General features: G+C 53.0%; 19 protein-coding genes. 11 read left to right on the forward strand and 8 right to left on the reverse strand.

Annotated elements, in window-relative coordinates; genetic code table 11:
* Nucleotides 1-39: 39 nt before the first annotated feature.
* The 3 genes from AC128V_RS03620 to AC128V_RS03630 are packed head-to-tail and all read right to left on the reverse strand — an operon-like array spanning nucleotide 40 to nucleotide 2,376.
* A complete protein-coding gene (locus AC128V_RS03620; RefSeq protein ID WP_482763317.1) occupies nucleotides 40-513 on the reverse strand; it encodes a ribose-5-phosphate isomerase in 474 nt (157 codons plus the stop codon).
* Between the two features lie 7 nt (nucleotides 514-520).
* Nucleotides 521-1,204: an SdpI family protein gene (locus tag AC128V_RS03625; RefSeq protein WP_482763318.1), complete on the reverse strand. Its 684-nt coding sequence runs from the start codon at nucleotides 1,202-1,204 to the stop codon at nucleotides 521-523.
* Nucleotides 1,201-2,376, reverse strand: coding sequence for a cation:proton antiporter (locus AC128V_RS03630; protein WP_482763319.1), 1,176 nt, complete (start codon nucleotides 2,374-2,376; stop codon nucleotides 1,201-1,203). Before AC128V_RS03630 ends, AC128V_RS03625 begins: the two co-directional genes overlap by 4 nt.
* A gap of 64 nt (nucleotides 2,377-2,440) precedes the next feature.
* Here AC128V_RS03630 and pepN point away from each other — a divergent pair, with 64 nt between their 5' ends.
* The 4 genes from pepN to AC128V_RS03650 are packed head-to-tail and all read left to right on the forward strand — an operon-like array spanning nucleotide 2,441 to nucleotide 6,464.
* Nucleotides 2,441-4,987 carry an aminopeptidase N gene (pepN, locus tag AC128V_RS03635; protein ID WP_482763320.1) on the forward strand — a complete coding sequence of 849 codons (2,547 nt, stop codon included), beginning with the start codon at nucleotides 2,441-2,443 and terminating at the stop codon, nucleotides 4,985-4,987.
* Between the two features lie 7 nt (nucleotides 4,988-4,994).
* Nucleotides 4,995-5,534, forward strand: coding sequence for a mechanosensitive ion channel family protein (locus AC128V_RS03640; RefSeq protein WP_482763321.1), 540 nt, complete (start codon nucleotides 4,995-4,997; stop codon nucleotides 5,532-5,534).
* Nucleotides 5,527-5,907 carry a globin gene (locus AC128V_RS03645; protein ID WP_482763322.1) on the forward strand — a complete coding sequence of 127 codons (381 nt, stop codon included), beginning with the start codon at nucleotides 5,527-5,529 and terminating at the stop codon, nucleotides 5,905-5,907. Before AC128V_RS03640 ends, AC128V_RS03645 begins: the two co-directional genes overlap by 8 nt.
* A gap of 2 nt (nucleotides 5,908-5,909) precedes the next feature.
* Entirely contained in the window at nucleotides 5,910-6,464 is a 555-nt protein-coding gene (locus tag AC128V_RS03650; protein ID WP_482763323.1) for a GNAT family N-acetyltransferase, read from the forward strand.
* Here AC128V_RS03650 and AC128V_RS03655 read toward each other — a convergent pair.
* Nucleotides 6,461-7,114: a DUF8185 domain-containing protein gene (locus AC128V_RS03655; RefSeq protein WP_482763324.1), complete on the reverse strand. Its 654-nt coding sequence runs from the start codon at nucleotides 7,112-7,114 to the stop codon at nucleotides 6,461-6,463. The two genes, AC128V_RS03650 and AC128V_RS03655, sit on opposite strands and share 4 nt — an antisense overlap.
* Nucleotides 7,115-7,150: 36 nt before the next feature.
* On the opposite strand from AC128V_RS03655, the gene AC128V_RS03660 reads away from it, so the two are divergent.
* Nucleotides 7,151-8,029 carry an acyl-CoA thioesterase gene (locus AC128V_RS03660; protein WP_482763325.1) on the forward strand — a complete coding sequence of 293 codons (879 nt, stop codon included), beginning with the start codon at nucleotides 7,151-7,153 and terminating at the stop codon, nucleotides 8,027-8,029.
* On the opposite strand, the gene ettA is transcribed toward AC128V_RS03660, so the two are convergent.
* The 3 genes from ettA to msrA form a co-directional block, all read right to left on the reverse strand.
* Nucleotides 8,026-9,708: an energy-dependent translational throttle protein EttA gene (gene ettA / locus AC128V_RS03665; RefSeq protein WP_482763326.1), complete on the reverse strand. Its 1,683-nt coding sequence runs from the start codon at nucleotides 9,706-9,708 to the stop codon at nucleotides 8,026-8,028. The two genes, AC128V_RS03660 and ettA, sit on opposite strands and share 4 nt — an antisense overlap.
* Before the next feature lie 130 nt (nucleotides 9,709-9,838).
* Nucleotides 9,839-10,258 (reverse strand): single-stranded DNA-binding protein, encoded by a 420-nt coding sequence (gene ssb, locus AC128V_RS03670; protein ID WP_482763327.1) that lies wholly within the window; start codon nucleotides 10,256-10,258, stop codon nucleotides 9,839-9,841.
* Nucleotides 10,259-10,347: 89 nt separating this feature from the next.
* The gene (gene msrA, locus AC128V_RS03675; RefSeq protein WP_482763328.1) at nucleotides 10,348-10,869 is read right to left on the reverse strand and encodes a peptide-methionine (S)-S-oxide reductase MsrA; all 522 of its coding nucleotides are present in this window, start codon (nucleotides 10,867-10,869) and stop codon (nucleotides 10,348-10,350) included.
* A gap of 76 nt (nucleotides 10,870-10,945) precedes the next feature.
* Between msrA and AC128V_RS03680 the strand changes: the two genes are divergently transcribed.
* Genes AC128V_RS03680 through AC128V_RS03690 form a run of 3 tightly spaced genes read left to right on the forward strand, consistent with a single transcriptional unit; the run spans nucleotide 10,946 to nucleotide 12,486 of the window.
* Nucleotides 10,946-11,884: a DMT family transporter gene (locus AC128V_RS03680; protein WP_482763329.1), complete on the forward strand. Its 939-nt coding sequence runs from the start codon at nucleotides 10,946-10,948 to the stop codon at nucleotides 11,882-11,884.
* 3 nt (nucleotides 11,885-11,887) lie between these two features.
* Nucleotides 11,888-12,253, forward strand: a complete 366-nt coding sequence (gene trxA, locus AC128V_RS03685; protein ID WP_482763330.1) for a thioredoxin — start codon at nucleotides 11,888-11,890, stop codon at nucleotides 12,251-12,253.
* A gap of 26 nt (nucleotides 12,254-12,279) precedes the next feature.
* The gene (locus AC128V_RS03690) at nucleotides 12,280-12,486 is read left to right on the forward strand and encodes a hypothetical protein (RefSeq protein WP_482763331.1); all 207 of its coding nucleotides are present in this window, start codon (nucleotides 12,280-12,282) and stop codon (nucleotides 12,484-12,486) included.
* Here AC128V_RS03690 and ald read toward each other — a convergent pair.
* Nucleotides 12,483-13,601 carry an alanine dehydrogenase gene (gene ald, locus AC128V_RS03695; RefSeq protein WP_482763332.1) on the reverse strand — a complete coding sequence of 373 codons (1,119 nt, stop codon included), beginning with the start codon at nucleotides 13,599-13,601 and terminating at the stop codon, nucleotides 12,483-12,485. The two genes, AC128V_RS03690 and ald, sit on opposite strands and share 4 nt — an antisense overlap.
* A gap of 126 nt (nucleotides 13,602-13,727) precedes the next feature.
* Here ald and AC128V_RS03700 point away from each other — a divergent pair, with 126 nt between their 5' ends.
* The 3 genes from AC128V_RS03700 to AC128V_RS03710 form a co-directional block, all read left to right on the forward strand.
* Nucleotides 13,728-14,207, forward strand: a complete 480-nt coding sequence (locus tag AC128V_RS03700) for an Lrp/AsnC family transcriptional regulator (RefSeq protein WP_482763333.1) — start codon at nucleotides 13,728-13,730, stop codon at nucleotides 14,205-14,207.
* A 29-nt stretch (nucleotides 14,208-14,236) separates the two neighbouring features.
* The gene (locus AC128V_RS03705) at nucleotides 14,237-15,592 is read left to right on the forward strand and encodes a pyridoxal phosphate-dependent decarboxylase family protein (RefSeq protein ID WP_482763334.1); all 1,356 of its coding nucleotides are present in this window, start codon (nucleotides 14,237-14,239) and stop codon (nucleotides 15,590-15,592) included.
* A 2-nt stretch (nucleotides 15,593-15,594) separates the two neighbouring features.
* The coding region (locus AC128V_RS03710) for a nitrilase-related carbon-nitrogen hydrolase (RefSeq protein ID WP_482763335.1) at nucleotides 15,595-16,253 on the forward strand (659 nt) is incomplete at its 3' end.

Here is a 16,253-nt window from a genome sequence, read left to right on the forward strand (position 1 = left end):
TTGGCGGTTCGATGAACGGTATGGCCTTCAGGCATTTATCTAGTAAACGATCTCGCCGGATTGTTCGAAGCTCGTAATTTTGCCGATGCGACGAACGTGACGCTCGTCGTTTGAAAAGCCCTTGCCAATGAAAATCTTTACCAGCTCCAGCACTTCTTGCTGGCTGTGCTGACGAGCACCTAGTGCGCAGACATTGGCATCGTTGTGATCGCGAGCTAGCGCCGCAGTGTCAACATTCCAAATCAATGCCGCTCTGACACCCTTGACCTTGTTGGCAGCAATCTGCTCGCCGTTGCCGGATCCACCAAGCACAATTCCGAGCGCTTCAACTCCAGCGGTTTGATCTGCAACCACTGCCTTTGCAGCAGCAATGCAAAATCCTGGATAGTCATCCAGCGCGTCATAGACCTTTGGTCCGTGGTCGATGAGCGTGTGGCCGAGGGAAGATAGTTCGGTTACCAAGAACGCGCTCAGGTCCATACCAGCGTGGTCGGTTGCGATGTGAATGCGCATAACGCTCCTAAATCTTCGGAGTTATTGCAGCAATGAGGTTTTCGACCTGATTGCTACGAACCAAGATTACCTCGCCTGCTTTAGTGGTTATCTCAATCGCTGGGCCTTTGGATGGGATAAATGCGACTTTTCCTTTCGCAAAACGAATCCCGAGACCGCCAAACTGCGAAGGCTTCACTTCCGATGCGCTCAGCCGCTCAATCTCTTGGTATTCCAACCCTAAGAACGTGATGCCCCAGAGCTGGATACGCAGCTTGTCTGATAGCGAGACTTTGGGCATCGAAAGCATCATTGGAGTTAGCAGCAAAACCGGCAGCACGAACCAAAGAACCTCAAGTCCAAGTTGCACTGAACTTGCATCGGTCAGACCAATTTGAGCTGCGATTACGTAGGTCATCAAGCCGTAAATGAATACTGCAAAGTAGAGAGTCACCCCAAGCAATAACCTGCGCATCGTCGGGTGAATCCTTGGCAAAAGCGCTGAAACCGCGAGCATTGCACTTGCAAGCAGCAGCGCAACATTTGACCAAACTAGGTGTTCAGAGACAGCGGCAAAGCCATCGGCTTTCCCCGATGCTCCCCAGTGAGTCGCTAGCACTTCTGGCAGCAGGCCCTGGGATGAAAGCCAAAAGACCCATGCTGAATAGACAACCGGCCCCAAAAAGACCAATAACCACAGCTTGCGCTTCATCGTTTTTCCAGGCTGCTGCGGGTAAATCGCAGCACTACGGATGCGGCAAAGGCGGTGATGATCACGTAGGCAAGGGTTAGTGCCTGCAGCTCAACCCCAAGCACGATCGGAGCGGCAAGGGCTGCGATAACCATCGAGAACTCTCCCCGGGCGATCAAAAAGCCGGTTGCCCTCCAGGTGCTGAGCCTGTCGGACAAATCCCTTGTGATCCACCAGCCAACAAGATACTTTCCGGCGATGCCAAGAACTGCCAGCAAAATTGCCAGTGGCAAAACACTGGGTAGCTGCGCAGGGTCGGTGGTGATGCCAAAGAACAAAAAGAAGATTGCCGCAAAGATGTCTCGAATTGGGCTAAGCCGAGCACGAGCGGTTTCGGCCACCTCACCGGTGAGTAGCAAACCAATCAAGAAAGCAGCCACTACGCCGGAAAAGCCAACCAGGTCTGCCAATCCAGCTGCCAGAAGTGCCGCACCAAAGACCGTGAGCAACAATCCACCTGGCTCACTTGGGTCAAGGATCTTCACGAGCTTGCTGGAGCCCTTGAAGCTGATAAGAATCACAAGCCCGGTGATCGCCAAAGCCAGCGCGACCGAAACCAAGCCGCTCCAGACGCCAACTCCAAGCACCACAGAGGTAAGTAGCGGCAGGTAGGGCGCAAGCGCCAAGTCCTCAAAAACGAGAATTCCGGTTGCTCGCTTAGCGACCTCAGAACGCCGCCAGCCCATCTCTTTGATTAGCTGGGCTGCGATACCAGAGGAGGACACGTAGGTAATTCCAGCCAGAGCCAACGCTCCGGCCACTCCCCATCCCAGAAGCAAACCAATCACAAAGCCGGGTATTGAGTTGGCTAGAAAATCGATTAGGCCCGCGCTCTTGCGCTCTTTGAATGCCTTTGAAAGGTCATACGCGCTGTATTCCAGACCGAGCAACAAAAGCAGCATGATGGCGCCGATTTGAGAGCCGGTGCTGAGAAATTCCTCGCTCACACTCATCGGGAAGATTCCACCCTCGCCGATGGCTAGACCGATCAAAAGGTAAAGCGGAACTACGGAGAATTTCAAACGATTTGCAATAAAGGCAACGATTCCAAGGACAAGCAGGGCCGCACCAATTTCAGTCAGCAGAATCGAGTCTGCCGGATTGGTACTTACGGCTTGTAAAAAATGGAACATGCTCAATTATCCCGAAGTAATTCGCCGTAGGCTTACGTGAAACAAACTCTTTACAGGAGAGAACATGCCCGGCGAAAACCTAACTCGCGTTGAAGCTCAAAATCGCGCATCCATCATTGCCACCGAAAGCTACCTGGTGAAGCTCGATGTCACCAAGGACGAGAAGACTTTTGACTCTGACACCACAATCGTGTTCAGCTGCAATAAGCCAGGTTCTGAAGTTTTCGTGGACGCGATTACCGATTCGGTTTCGCTAATTGAGCTAAACGGCGTATCGCTGGATGTTGCTCAGCACTCCGATGGCATCCGCATCAGCATTCCTAACCTATCTAGCCACAACACCCTGAGAATTGTTGCCAAGGGCGTTTACTCGAGAACTGGTGAGGGGCTTCACCGCTTTGTAGACCCGGTTGACGGTGAGGTCTATCTCTACACCCAGTTCGAGGTTCCAGACTCCCGCCGCATGTTCCCGGTCTTTGAGCAGCCGGACCTGAAAGCCTCTTTCGAATTCCACGTGACTGCGCCAGCTAGCTGGCAGGTAATTTCAAACTCCCCGACGCCTGAGCCAATTGCCCTAGACGGCAAGAACTCCGAGTGGAGATTTGCACCAACCCCAAGAATCTCCAGCTATATCACCGCACTGATCGCCGGTCCTTACTCGGTATGGCGTGATGAACTCACCTCGCTAAATGGCAAGACCATCCCACTTGGTGTGTTCTGCCGCGGATCCCTTGCGCAATACATGGACCCTGAGTACATCTTCGAGAAGACCAAAGAGGGTTTTGTTTACTTCGAGAAGGCCTTCAACTTCCCGTACCCATTTGAGAAGTACGACCAGCTCTGGGTCCCAGACTTCAATGCCGGTGCCATGGAGAATGCTGGAGCTGTCACCTTTACCGAGACCTACGTATTCCGCTCCGCCGTTTCCGATGCCGTCCGCGAGCGCCGAGTAATCACGATCCTGCACGAGCTAGCGCACATGTGGTTTGGCGACCTGGTCACCATGAAGTGGTGGAACGATCTATGGCTCAACGAATCATTTGCGGAGTACGCCTCAACCCTGGCAGTTGCAGAAGCCACCGAGTGGACTAACACCTGGATCACTTTCGCTGCTCTTGAGAAGAACTGGGCATACCGTCAGGACCAGCTACCTTCCACCCACCCAATCGTTGCGACGATCAACGACCTTGAGGACGTGCAGGTCAACTTCGATGGCATTACCTACGCAAAGGGAGCTTCGGTTCTAAAGCAGCTCGTCGCCTGGGTTGGCCAGGAGCCATTCCTTCGCGGTGTCGGCAGCTACTTCCAGAAGCACCAGTGGAAGAACACCGAACTGAATGACCTTTTGGTGGAGCTCGAGCGCGAGTCTGGCCGAGATCTGACCAGCTGGTCCAAGCTCTGGCTTGAGACCGCGGGCGTAAACACTCTGAAGCCGGTTATTGAGCACGATGACCACGGAGTGATTACGAAGTTCGAGGTTACTCAGACCGCTATCGCTTCCCAGCCAACTCTTCGCCCTCACCGCCTGGGTATTGGTTACTTCAACCTAGAAGGCGGAGTGCTCAAGCGCTCGCACTACCTAGAGACCGAGATCGATGGTCCATCTACCTCGATTTCTGAGTTGATTGGAACCAAGCGTCCTGACCTAGTACTAGTCAATGACAATGACCTCGCATACGCGAAGATCCGACTTGATTCGCTATCCCACAAAACTGCTATGGACAACGTGTCACGTATCGAGGATCCGATGGCTAGGGCATTGGTGTGGACAGCAGCCTGTGATGCAGCCCGAGATGCCGAAACATCGAGCAGCGATTTCATCGAGCTAGTGTTTGCTCACCTTGAACCCGAGACCGAGTCGACTTCCATCCAGACCATCTTGCGCCAGCTGGTAACCAACGGAAACCTCTACATTCACCCGGCCAGAAGAGCTCAAGCTCTGGAGCGAATTGCCGATGGGCTGATCGACCTTGCAACCAAGGCAAAAGCTGGTTCAGACTCGCAGTTGCAGTTCGTGAAGTTCTTGCCGATTTTCGCAAGAACCGCTAGCCAGCAGCAGTGGATGCAGGACCTCCTAAGCGGAAAGATCCAGCTTGCTGGATTCACCGTTGATCAGGATGTTCGTTGGGAGCTCACCACAGGCTTGGTCATGAATGGCGTATTCGGAGAGAGTGAGATTGCCGCAGAGCTGGCACGCGATAACACTGCCAACGGTCAGCGTTTTGCTGCCGGTGCCAGGGCAGCCATTCCAACACCAGCCAACAAGGAAGCAACCTGGAAGCTATTGGTTGATACCAAGGAGTACTCAAACACTTTGGTGCAGGCCGCTTCCCTTGGGTTCCAGCGCGTAACCGATCTAAGCCTGATCGCCCCATTCTCCAAGCGCTACCACGAGGCAGCGGTTGGAATCTGGGATCGCTTCAGCTACAAGATTGCCGAATACCTGCTGATTAACCTGTATCCACTCAAACTAGCTTCCGAGGAACTTGCGGCTTCTACCAGGGAGCTTATTGACTCCAAGGCGGTTGCGGACAAGCCAGCGCTGCGTCGAATCCTTGTGGAAAACCTGGCCGAGGTTGAGCGCGCGCTTGCCGCCCAGAAGGCCGACTAGGTAAATCATGCAGTGGTTCGAGGTTCCAGAGGCCATCCAGCCGGTGGTTCGGATTATCGTAATTCTGGCAATCGCCATTACCTTGCGGGTTGTGCTGAAGGTGCTGGCGAACCGAGTGGTTACCAAACTTCGGGCCAAGGCAGAAAAAGGCGGCGTTACCAGCGAACAGCGTTTGGTATCTCGTTCGGCAACTGTTGCATCGATCAGCAATAACTTCGCGACCTGGGCAATTGCCATCACCACCTTGGTGATGATACTTAGCGAGTTAGGTGTTGACACTGGGGCACTGATTGCCGTGACGACTATCTTGGGAGCAGCCTTAGGTTTTGGTGGTCAAGCGCTGGTGAAAGACGTGATCAGCGGAATCTTCATCGTTTTCGAAGACCAATACGGTGTCGGCGATACCGTGAACCTTGACGGTGTGGTTGGCGTAATCGAAGCGGTAGAACTACGAGTCACTCGCGTCCGCGATGCTGATGGAACGCTTTGGTATTTGCGAAACGGTGAGATTCTCAAGGTCGGAAACGCCAGCCAAAAGCGTGGATAGCACTCGTTACGAACAATTCGGCGGAGAGCAAACCTTCGCCAAATTAGTAAAGCTGTTTTACGAGGGCGTGGCCCAGGATCCAATTCTGAAGCCGATGTACCCGGAAGAGGATTTAGGTCCAGCTGAACGCCGGCTGAAGCTTTTTTTGGAGCAGTACTGGGGTGGGCCAGACACCTACCAGCAAGAGCGTGGTCACCCAAGACTTCGCATGCGTCACCATGAGTTCAAGATCAACCCTGCTGCCAGAGATGCCTGGCTTGGCCACATGCGAGCGGCAGTTAACCAACTGGAGCTTTCACCGCTCGATGATGCTGAGCTTTGGGATTACCTCGAGCGAGCCGCGCATGCCATGCTGAACACCTTCGAGGATTAGCTGTGATTGAAACAGCCAGGCTTGTCCTTCGTGAAATGCGCCAAAGCGATGCCGCTGACCTTTTGGAATACCAATCAAATCCAGATATCGTTCGCTACATCCCGTGGCCTTTAGGAACTGAAGAAACTGTTCAACTTCATATCGACAAGATGCTTGCTAACAGCAAAGCCCTGCCCTTAGAAGAGGGCGAGTACTTGGTCTTGGTCTGGGAACTCAAAGCATCCGGCAAGGTGATTGGTCAATCGAATATCTCGATGCAATCAAAAGATGATCTACGCGGTGAGGTTGGCTGGGTTACCCACCAAGACTTCCAGCGCAAGGGATACGCCTACGAAGCATCTCTAGCGGTGCTGGAATTTGGATTTGAAAAGATGGGCCTGCACCGAATAGTTGCAGAGATGGACACCAGAGTGGTCGGCTCCGCCGAGGTAGCGAAGAAACTTGGCATGCGTAAAGAGGCAGAATTCCGAGAGGTCGAATTCTTCAAGGGCGAGTGGTGCGACATGTGGCTGTACGCCATCTTGAAGTCAGAATTTAGAGCGCAAAAGCACGACTAAATCGTTCCAAATCGGCACAACACGTGACCGTTTTCACTGCTTAATCGCAGCCAGCCCGGTGCCTGAAAGACCGCTATTTCCTCACCCGGAGTCAAAAAGCCCAATCCCGACATGGCGAAAGCAGCACCCGCAGGATATGGAGTCTCGGCGGCGATGAGCCTGCCCCAAACTTCTTGACGAACCTTGGAGGCAATTGAGCTACCGATGCTCTCCGGTAGCAAGCTTGCGACCTCTGCGATGCCCAGTTTTGCGACCTCGCTAAGTTCGACCTGCGAGATGCTTGCAACTCTTTCCCAACCATCGCGAGGGGGCGTGATACCGGCCCATGCCACCTTCACAGTCGCAGCTGGCAGCTCTAGGGATGAGGTCAAAAAGACAGTCGGCTTTGCCAAACGATCGAGAATAGAAGCTATATCGAAGTTTGCGTCAATTTGATACTCGCTACGAAGTCGCAGAGTGCGAAGACCTAGGACGGTGGTTCCGCCTCCTAGAAGCGATCCCGAGAAAATTGGCGAGACATAGACCGCTAAGACATCGCCACTTGCCTTGAACTTCACAATCCCAGAGTCATCAAGACGTTTTGCTCGCTCTAAGAAGGACTTTAGGTCCGAGAGATCGGCCGACTCGGAAAATACAATTTTGGCTGTCATGACGCTCTCTAAACTAGCTAACGAATCGAGGCCACAATGCAAGAACCCCAAATCCCCTCTGATCCAGTTGCTGATCTGATTGATGTTCTAGACATCCAGAAGAAAAGCGCGACCGAGTTTGTTGGACGAACTCAGTGGATGCCACATGGCCGAGTCTTTGGGGGCCAGGTCCTAGCACAGGCCTTGGTTGCCGCAATGCGCACCATGGTCGATGGCAGAGCTCCGCACAGCCTGCACTCCTACTTCCTAAGACCGGGAGACATCCAGAAAGAAATAGCTTTTTCAGTTGAGGTCCTTCGAGATGGACGAAGCTTTAGCGCCAGAAGAGTCCATGCCCTCCAAGATGGCCAACCCATCTTTTCGATGATTGCTTCATTCCAAGACGAAGGCCCAGGGGTAGAGCACCAAAGCACTATGCCTGTGGGTGTGACTCCCCCGGAGCAACTGCCCTCAGCGGCAGAGTTACTTGGAGCAATTGATCACCCTGCAACCAACTACTGGTCCAAGGCCCGGCCCTTTGATCTTCGTCACGCCAGTGAGCCGCTTTACCTTCAGCCTGCTAAAGAGCATTTAGCAGAGCAGTTAATTTGGTTCAAAGCGCTATCCAAGCTGCCGGATGACCCTCAGCTGCAGGCCGCAGCACTGGCATATGCGAGCGATTACAGCATCTTGGAGTCAATCCTTCGCCGTCACGGGCTTAGCTGGGCACACCCAGGACTTGCCTCAGCAAGTCTTGACCACGCCATGTGGTTTCACCGACCTGCTCGAGTCGACGACTGGCTGCTCTATGTTCAAGACTCACCAAGTGCGCAAAACGGACGTGGTTTATCGCAGGGAAAGATTTTTGACCGGGATGGTCGCCTGATCGCCTCGGTAGCCCAAGAGGGAATGATCAGGATTCCTGAGATTGCCTAGTCGCGAGTTAGGCGACGGTAGGTAGAGCGGTGCGGCTTAGCTGCATCTGCTCCAAGCCTTGAAATCTTGTTTTCTTCATAAGCCTCAAAGTTTCCTTCGAACCAATACCACTGGTCAGGCTTTTCGTCAGTGCCTTCGTAGGCCAAGATGTGAGTCGCGACTCGGTCCAGGAACCAACGATCGTGAGTAATCACAACGGCGCAACCTGGGAACTCAAGCAAAGCATTTTCCAATGAAGACAGCGTCTCGACGTCGAGGTCGTTGGTTGGCTCATCCAAAAGCAATAGGTTTCCACCCTGCTTCAAGGTCAGCGCTAGGTTTAGGCGGTTTCGCTCACCACCGGAGAGCACTCCAGCCTTCTTTTGCTGGTCAGCCCCTTTAAATCCAAAAGCAGCAACATAGGCGCGAGAAGGCATTTCGACCTGGCCCACCTGGAGGTAGTCCAATCCTCCGGAAACTACTTCCCAGAGCGACTTGTTTGGATCGATACCCTCACGAGACTGGTCAACGTAGCTAATCGCCACGGTCTCACCAATCTTTAGCTTTCCGGAATCCAGCTCATGCAAGCCCGTGATGCACTTGAACAAGGTCGACTTACCAACACCGTTAGGACCGATGATTCCAACGATGCCGTTTCGCGGCAGTGTGAAGCTCAGATCCGAGAACAGTGGCCTGCCGTCAAAGCCCTTGGCGATTTTTTCGGCTTCGATAACGATGTTTCCAAGACGAGGTCCAGGTGGAATCTGGATCTCTTCGAAGTCCAGCTTGCGAGTCTTATCAGCCTCAGCTGCCATCTCCTCGTAGCGAGCAAGACGGGCCTTTGACTTGGTTTGCTTGGCCTTGGGAGTTGAGCGAACCCACTCGAGCTCGTCCTGCAAACGCTTGGCTAGCTTGGCATCTTTCTTGCCGGCAACTTGCAAACGCTCAGCCTTTTTCTCAAGGTAGGTCGAGTAGTTACCTTCATATGGGTAGGCACGACCTCGGTCGAGCTCCAAGATCCACTCGGCGACGTTGTCCAGGAAGTATCTATCGTGAGTAACGGCCAAAACTGCACCCGGGTACTTGGCTAGGTGCTGCTCCAACCAAAGCACGCTCTCGGCGTCCAAGTGGTTAGTTGGCTCATCCAAAAGCAATAGGTCTGGCTTCTGAAGTAGAAGCTTGCAAAGTGCAACGCGACGACGCTCACCACCGGAGAGGTGAGTTACCGGCTCGTCTCCTGGAGGACAGCGCAGCGCATCCATTGCCTGCTCCAGCTGGTTTTCCAAATCCCAGCCGTCTGCGGCGTCAATCTGCTCCTGCAGCGTTCCCATCTCGGACAACAAGGTGTCGTAGTCGGCGTCTGGATTGGCCAACTCCGCAGAAATCTCATTGAAGCGATCGATCTTGCCCTTGAGCTCCGCAACAGCTTCCTCGACGTTACCCAAAACCGTCTTCTCCTCATTCAGAGGTGGCTCCTGCATCAAAATTCCGACGGTAAATCCTTGGCTGAGGCGAGCCTCACCATTGGATGGGATATCCATTCCAGCCATGATCTTTAGGACTGAAGACTTACCAGAACCGTTAGGTCCGACGACACCGATCTTCGCCCCCGGGTAAAAGGCAAGGGTTACATCGTCAAGGATGACCTTATCGCCATGCGCCTTGCGCGCTTTGATCATCTGATAAATAAATTCAGCCATTAGAAGTCCTTGGGATAGACGGCAAAAACCCTCTTCGCCGCATGCTCTGGATAGTTTATCCGAGAGCTTTGGTAAAGAGGGTTTTGCTGACCCGAGCGAGCAAATGGGGGGTTGGGTCTCGGGTCAAGCCTTATGCCGTTTGAAGTTCAGGTTCGAGCTCGGTTTCTTCCTCAGCCTCAGGGTCTGCTACGACCAAAGAACGTCTTTCAAATGATGAGGTTCCGAAGGTGAGGTCATGCCCGATAGCGGATGCCTCGATCTCGACGCTGGTACCGGATCTTTCTCCGTTGTCCCAGTCGCGAACCTTTAGACGTCCAGAAACGACGATTCGCTCACCCTTAGAGATTGACTGCGCAACGTTTCCAGCCAGCTGACGAAAAGAGCTAATTGTGAACCAGTTCACATCGGAATCGACCCAGACACCGGTTTCGGTATCGAGCTTGCGGGTGGTTGAAGCTAGCCGAAACGAAGTTACCTCTAGGCCGCCTTCGGTTGTGATGTGACGTGGAGTGGTTGCGACCAGGCCGCGAAGCGTAATTGTGTCTGACATTGAATTCCTTTCCTTGAGTTATAAGGAAAGTCTGCGGACCTACGACCTAGGTCGTAAGTGGGCAATCAATATCTGTGGATAACTCTGTGTTACTTGAGTAGGTGAGTGAACTTTGAGCGCACCTTGCTTACCTTTGGCGCTACAACGGCAACGCAGTAACCCTGGTTCGGGTTCTTGGCAAAGAAGTCCTGGTGATACGGTTCTGCATCATAAAACTCTGGGAGTTGAGTAACTTCAGTCACGATTCCCTCGCCCCAAATTTCCTTGGCGCGCTCAATCGCCTGAGTAAACAGGTCCTTCTGAGCATCATCGGCGTAATAAATCGCCGAACGATACTGAGTTCCGATGTCGTTGCCCTGGCGGTTTAGCTGCGTTGGGTCGTGCAGGGTAAAAAAGATATCCAGAATGTCGCTGGAAGAGATCACGCTCTCGTCGAAACGCACCGAAACCACCTCGGCATGACCGGTATTGCCATCGCAGACCTGCTCGTAGGTTGGGTTTGCGTTTTTACCGCCGGTGTAACCACATGTCACGTCCTCGATACCGCGAAATTGCGAGTAAGCGGAATCAAGGCACCAAAAGCAACCGCCAGCGAGCACGAATTCAGTCATAGCTATCTAAACTTTCATTTATCGATTGTGATTCCAAATTGGTCTCACAAACCTGGAAGGTATGGCAGAAGCCTAATTGTCTCAAAAGCACCCAACCCTTGGCGCGATCTTCGCTCTAATAGCTGCAATCTTGTTTGGTCTCAATGCCTCAACCACCAAGGTCATCATCGAAGCCGGCATCAATGCCGAGCAGGTGGTCTTCATTCGCTCACTGTTTTCATTCGTGCTTGCGCTTGGTTGGGCATTGATTTCTAACCGGAAAGAACTTTTTGTAAAACCAAAGATGTTACCAAGACTCTTTGTCTTGGGCGTGATCGGTGTTGGCATGCTGCAGTGGACATATTCGATGTCGCTGGTCCGACTACCGGTTGGTATTGCACTTTTGATTGAGTACACCGCGGTGCTGTGGGTGCCAATTGTTGCGCTGGTGCTCTTCAAGGAAAAGGTAAGCAAGGTCATTTGGGTCGGTGCCGCCTTGGTTATTGGCGGACTTGCGGTTGTCGCTCAGATCTGGGACACCCAGCTCGATCCCTACGGCATGCTGTTGGCTTTCGGAGCTGCCATCTCGCTGACGATTTACTTCATTACCGGCGAGCGAATCCAGCGAGTTCTTCCAACAAATGTGTTGCTCGCCTACGGAATGTTCTTCGCAACACTGTTCTTTTTGCCACTTAGCAATTTTGGAAACTTCGACTTTTCAATCATCTCCGCAAGCCTCGATTTGACCGGCAATCTTGCCGGCATTGAGGTTCCGATGTGGGGGGCATTGATTTGGCTTGGAGTGCTTGGCAGCTTTGTCCCAATGGCATTTAGCTACCTGGCTCTAAGGCACCTAAGTGCAACAGTGGTGGGCATCATCGCCACCAGCGAGACAGTCTTGGCGTTTGGTTTTGCGCTGGCTTGGTTGGGTGAAATTATTACCTTGACTCAGGCGCTGGGCGGTATCGTGGTCGTCATTGGAATTCTGATCGCGCAGACCGCGCGGAAGCAATCAAGTCAGAAAGTAGTTGAGTAAATCATGGCAACTATGGAACTAACCCTCGAATCTTTTGAGACCACCATCAAAGAAGAAGGCATCACAATTGTCGACTTCTGGGCAGAATGGTGCGGCCCCTGCCGCATGTTTGGGCCAATTTTCGAAGATGCGTCTGAGCAAAATCAAGACATTCGTTTTGGCAAGGTAGACACCGAGGCCCAGCAGGAACTGGCTGGCATGGTGGGCATTTCCTCAATCCCGACCTTGATGATCTTCCGCGACGGAATCTTGTTGTTCAACCAGGCCGGAGCACTACCAGCCCCAGCGCTTGCCGATCTAATTGGCAAGGTGAAGGATCTGGACATGGATGAGGTTCGCGCCGAGATGTCCAAGCAAGTTCAGAGCTAACCTCTTTGCGCAACAACTCTTTAGCCATGCTGGCCACCATTACCGGGGTCGGCATCTTGGCTTGGGTGATTGGGTTTTTTGATCCGACCACCTGCACTCCAAGTGCTCAGCAACCAGGCTGGACATCCTGTGAGGCAATCGCTCAAGAACGAACTATTGCCCTTTGGGTATTGATCCTCGGCACCTTGGGAATCGTTGTATTTCTATGGCTTCGCGGACGCAAAAAGAACTAGGCGACTACCGACTCAACAGTTGCGGTCGCAAGCTCTGGGAATGCCTGGGCAACACCTGCATTAGTCACTAGCCCATCGTGGACATTGAGTCCAAGTGCCAATGCTGCATCGTCCCTAAGTGCCTTTTTCCAGCCCTTCGAGGCAAGTGCAATCACGTATGGCAAAGTCGCATTAGTTAGCGCTCTGGTCGAGGTAGCAGGAACGGCGCCAGGCATATTCGCTACGCAGTAGTAGGTGGTGTTGTGAACCTGATAGGTCGGCTCGTCGTGAGTGGTTGGGCGAGAATGCTCGAAGCAGCCTCCCTGGTCAATTGCGATATCAACCAGAACTGCACCCGGCTTCATGTTCTTCACCATCTCATCGGTAACCAACTTTGGAGCGCGCTCACCAGGGATCAGCACGGAACCAATTACTAGGTCAGCGTCTGTGAGCTGCTCTGCAATTTCGTAAGCGGTGGAAACTCGAGTTTGGACTTCAGAGTTGAATCTTGCATCTAGTTCGCGAAGACGAGGAAGCGATAGATCAATCACGGTCACATCGGCACCCATACCGTTAGCAACCAAAGCAGCCTCGGTTCCTGCGACACCACCGCCGATCACAACCACCTTGGCGCGAGGAGTTCCTGGAACTCCACCCATGAGAACACCAACGCCACCGTTGGTCTTCATAAGTTGGTAGGCACCGATCTGAGCGGAGAGCCTTCCGGCAACCTCACTCATCGGCTGAAGCAGCGGCAACTGACGATTAGCCAGCTGAACGGTCTCGTAAGCAATCGCGGTAGTTCCACTTTGAATAATTGCGTCGGTGCAGTCCTTAGAGGCTGCTAGATGCAGGTAGGTGAATAACACCTGCCCCTTGCGCATGTGCGGGTACTCGGCTGCGATTGGCTCTTTGACTTTTACAATCATCTCGGCTTGGGCCCAAACCTCTTTGGCAGTCTCCGAGATCTTCGCGCCAGCTGCTAGATAGTCCTGATTCGAAAAACCGGAGCCAATACCGGCACTGGTCTCGACCAACACCTGGTGACCGCGGTTTACCAATTCAAAAACGCCAGCTGGCGTCATCGCCACGCGGTTTTCGTTGTTCTTGATTTCTTTTGGCACGCCAACTAGCACTTTGACTCCTTGATTCGAATTCTTTGATTCTCGCGAATAATTCGACATAGCGGATGTAAAATCGAAGAAGATTTACAACCACAAGTAATTTGCGCTATTTATTCTGAAAACAAAGGAAAAACCTTGTTGGATTCGAAGAAAATTCAGGACTTCCCGCAACTCGATGAGTTGGACCGCTCAATCCTGCGGTTGCTGGCCCAAAACGGACGCATATCCAACGCCGAACTAGCTGAGCAGGTTGGGCTTGCGCAGTCCACCTGCCTGGGTCGAGTTAGGTCCCTGGTTCAGTCCGGGGTGATCACGTCCTTTACCGCTGAGATTGCACCCGAAGCGCTTGGGCTTCAATTGCAGGCGTTAATTTCCGTGACGCTGAGGGCCGGGGCCAGGGCAAACCTGAGCGAATTCATGGCTCAAATGCGCAATAACCCCCAGGTCATTCAAATCTTTTTCCTAGGCGGAGCCGAGGACTTCATAGTTCACGTTGCTGTTAGAAATTCGGACGAGGTTCGCGAGTTTGTGCTCGAGCAGCTCTCCAATAACGCATCGGTTGCCAACACCCGAACGAACATCGTTTTTGATCACTTTCACAAGGGACCGCTTGGCTAAGTAGAGTAGGTATCCGTCGAAGGAGACCTGTGACAGACGCCATGCACCAATCCGGGCTAAGCCCGAGGGTGAGAAACGCCATATTCCACTATGCGTCTGATCGCATTGATGTCGATCCACCGCTTGATGGGCCTAAATCACTTGCAGAGCTAAACGAGCTCGCGGGGCAAACCATTACCGAGCAGGGACTTGGTGGCGAAGCAGCTCTGAAACTCTTTGCAGATGTCTTAGCCCCAGCAACCATCTCCACAGACCACCCCAACTACCTCTCCTTTATCCCAACCGCTCCCACTGAGCTTTCAACCATGTTTGACCTCGTGGTATCCGCCAGCTCGATTTATGGAGGAAGCTGGAAAGAAGGCGCAGGAGCAGTATTTGCCGAGAACCAGGTGCTCAGTTTCCTGGCTTCCGAGTGTGGCTTGCCAGAGGGCTCTGGTGGACTGTTTGTTCAGGGTGGAACCCTTGGAAACCTAAGTGCCTTGGTTACCGCTCGCGAAAAGGCAAAAACCCAACTTGGCAAACAGCACTGGGCGATTATTTGCAGCTCTGAGGCGCACTCTTCTGTGAAGGCCGTAGCAAAGGTGATGGACTGCGAAGTTGTCATTGCTCAAGCTGGTCAAAGCGGGTCGCTCGGAAAAGCTGCGGCTCAGCAGGCAGTCACAGAAGCCTTAGCCCAGGGCCTAACTCCATTTGCAATAGTTGGCACAGCCGGCACCACAAACTTCGGCATCGTGGATGACCTTGCGGGCCTAGCCCAAGTTGCTAAGGACCACGACCTTTGGTTCCACGTCGATGGTGCTTACGGTCTAGCCGGCATTTTGGCACCAGAACTCAAGCACCTTTATAAAGGCGTGGAGCATGCTGACTCCTTCATTGTTGACCCGCACAAGTGGCTCTTCGCACCGTTTGATGCCTGTGCTGTGGTCTACCGCGAACCTGAGTATGCGCGCCTCGCCCACACTCAACACGGCGAATACCTTGAGGTGCTGAACCACTCCGGAGACTTCAACCCGAGCGATTACGGCTTCAACCTCACCCGCAGGGTTCGTGGTTTGCCACTTTGGTTCTCCATGGCAAGCCATGGAGTTGAGCTTTATCGCCAGGCGATTTCCGCAAACGTAGATTTAGCGCACAAGATTTCTAAAGAAATCAGCTCGCGCAGCTACCTCAAGTTAGTGCGCGACCCGCAACTCTCGGTGGTGGTTTTCGAGCGCAGTGGTTGGGATTTAGCTCAATATGAAGCTTGGTCCGAGAAGCTGCTGAGTGACCAATTTGCCTTTGTGGTTCCCTCTAGTCACCTCGGGAAACCAAATACTCGCTTTGCAATCGTTAACCCGCTGACCAAGTACGAGGATCTGGTGAAGATTCTCGATTCCATGGAGTAATCATGAAGCTAACCATTGCCGAAAACCTTGCATCTCCAGCTCGTAAGTCAGCACCCGAACGCGCTGTGGTGATAGTTGCCGCGGTGCAGGTCAGCTGGCGCAGTGACGAAAACGAACACCGCGCAAACCTAGAACTCGGCATTCGAAAAGCTTTTGAGGCAGGCGCGAAGATTGTGTTCCTGCCTGAGCTGACGCTATCTAGATACCCAGCCGATGTTTGCCCCACCGGTGTTCCAAGCGACACTGCAGAGCCACTGGTTGGTGGCGAGACCTTTAGGTTTGTGGCGGCCCTTGCACAAGAACTCGGGATTTTCATTCACGCGTCACTCTATGAGGCAACTGGCTTTGCAGATGGCAGAGGACTAAACACGGCAATAGTGATTGATGACCAGGGTCAGCTAGTAGGTAAAACACCGAAGCTTCATATTCCGGTGACCGAAGGGTACTTCGAGGACAAGTACTTCCAAGAGGGCCCAAACCAAGACCCATATCCAACCTACGAACTTGAGTTGCCAGGAACACCCACCCTTGGTCTTCCAACATGTTGGGACGAGTGGTTTCCTGAGGTTGCTCGTGCTTACGGGCTTGCTGGGGCAGACATCCTTTGCTACCCAACTGCGATTGGCTCTGAGCCAGACCATCCAGATTTCGACACCGAGCC

The sequence above is a fragment of the Aquiluna sp. genome (assembly GCF_965064355.1).

Coding starts and splice junctions, on each gene's coding strand:
- AC128V_RS03620 (WP_482763317.1), bottom strand. CDS start 513: ATGCGCATTCACATCGCAACCGACCACGCTGGTATGGACCTGAGCGCG.
- AC128V_RS03625 (WP_482763318.1), bottom strand. CDS start 1,204: ATGAAGCGCAAGCTGTGGTTATTGGTCTTTTTGGGGCCGGTTGTCTAT.
- AC128V_RS03630 (WP_482763319.1), bottom strand. CDS start 2,376: ATGTTCCATTTTTTACAAGCCGTAAGTACCAATCCGGCAGACTCGATT.
- pepN (WP_482763320.1), top strand. CDS start 2,441: ATGCCCGGCGAAAACCTAACTCGCGTTGAAGCTCAAAATCGCGCATCC.
- AC128V_RS03640 (WP_482763321.1), top strand. CDS start 4,995: ATGCAGTGGTTCGAGGTTCCAGAGGCCATCCAGCCGGTGGTTCGGATT.
- AC128V_RS03655 (WP_482763324.1), bottom strand. CDS start 7,114: ATGACAGCCAAAATTGTATTTTCCGAGTCGGCCGATCTCTCGGACCTA.
- AC128V_RS03660 (WP_482763325.1), top strand. CDS start 7,151: ATGCAAGAACCCCAAATCCCCTCTGATCCAGTTGCTGATCTGATTGAT.
- ettA (WP_482763326.1), bottom strand. CDS start 9,708: ATGGCTGAATTTATTTATCAGATGATCAAAGCGCGCAAGGCGCATGGC.
- ssb (WP_482763327.1), bottom strand. CDS start 10,258: ATGTCAGACACAATTACGCTTCGCGGCCTGGTCGCAACCACTCCACGT.
- msrA (WP_482763328.1), bottom strand. CDS start 10,869: ATGACTGAATTCGTGCTCGCTGGCGGTTGCTTTTGGTGCCTTGATTCC.
- trxA (WP_482763330.1), top strand. CDS start 11,888: ATGGCAACTATGGAACTAACCCTCGAATCTTTTGAGACCACCATCAAA.
- AC128V_RS03690 (WP_482763331.1), top strand. CDS start 12,280: ATGCTGGCCACCATTACCGGGGTCGGCATCTTGGCTTGGGTGATTGGG.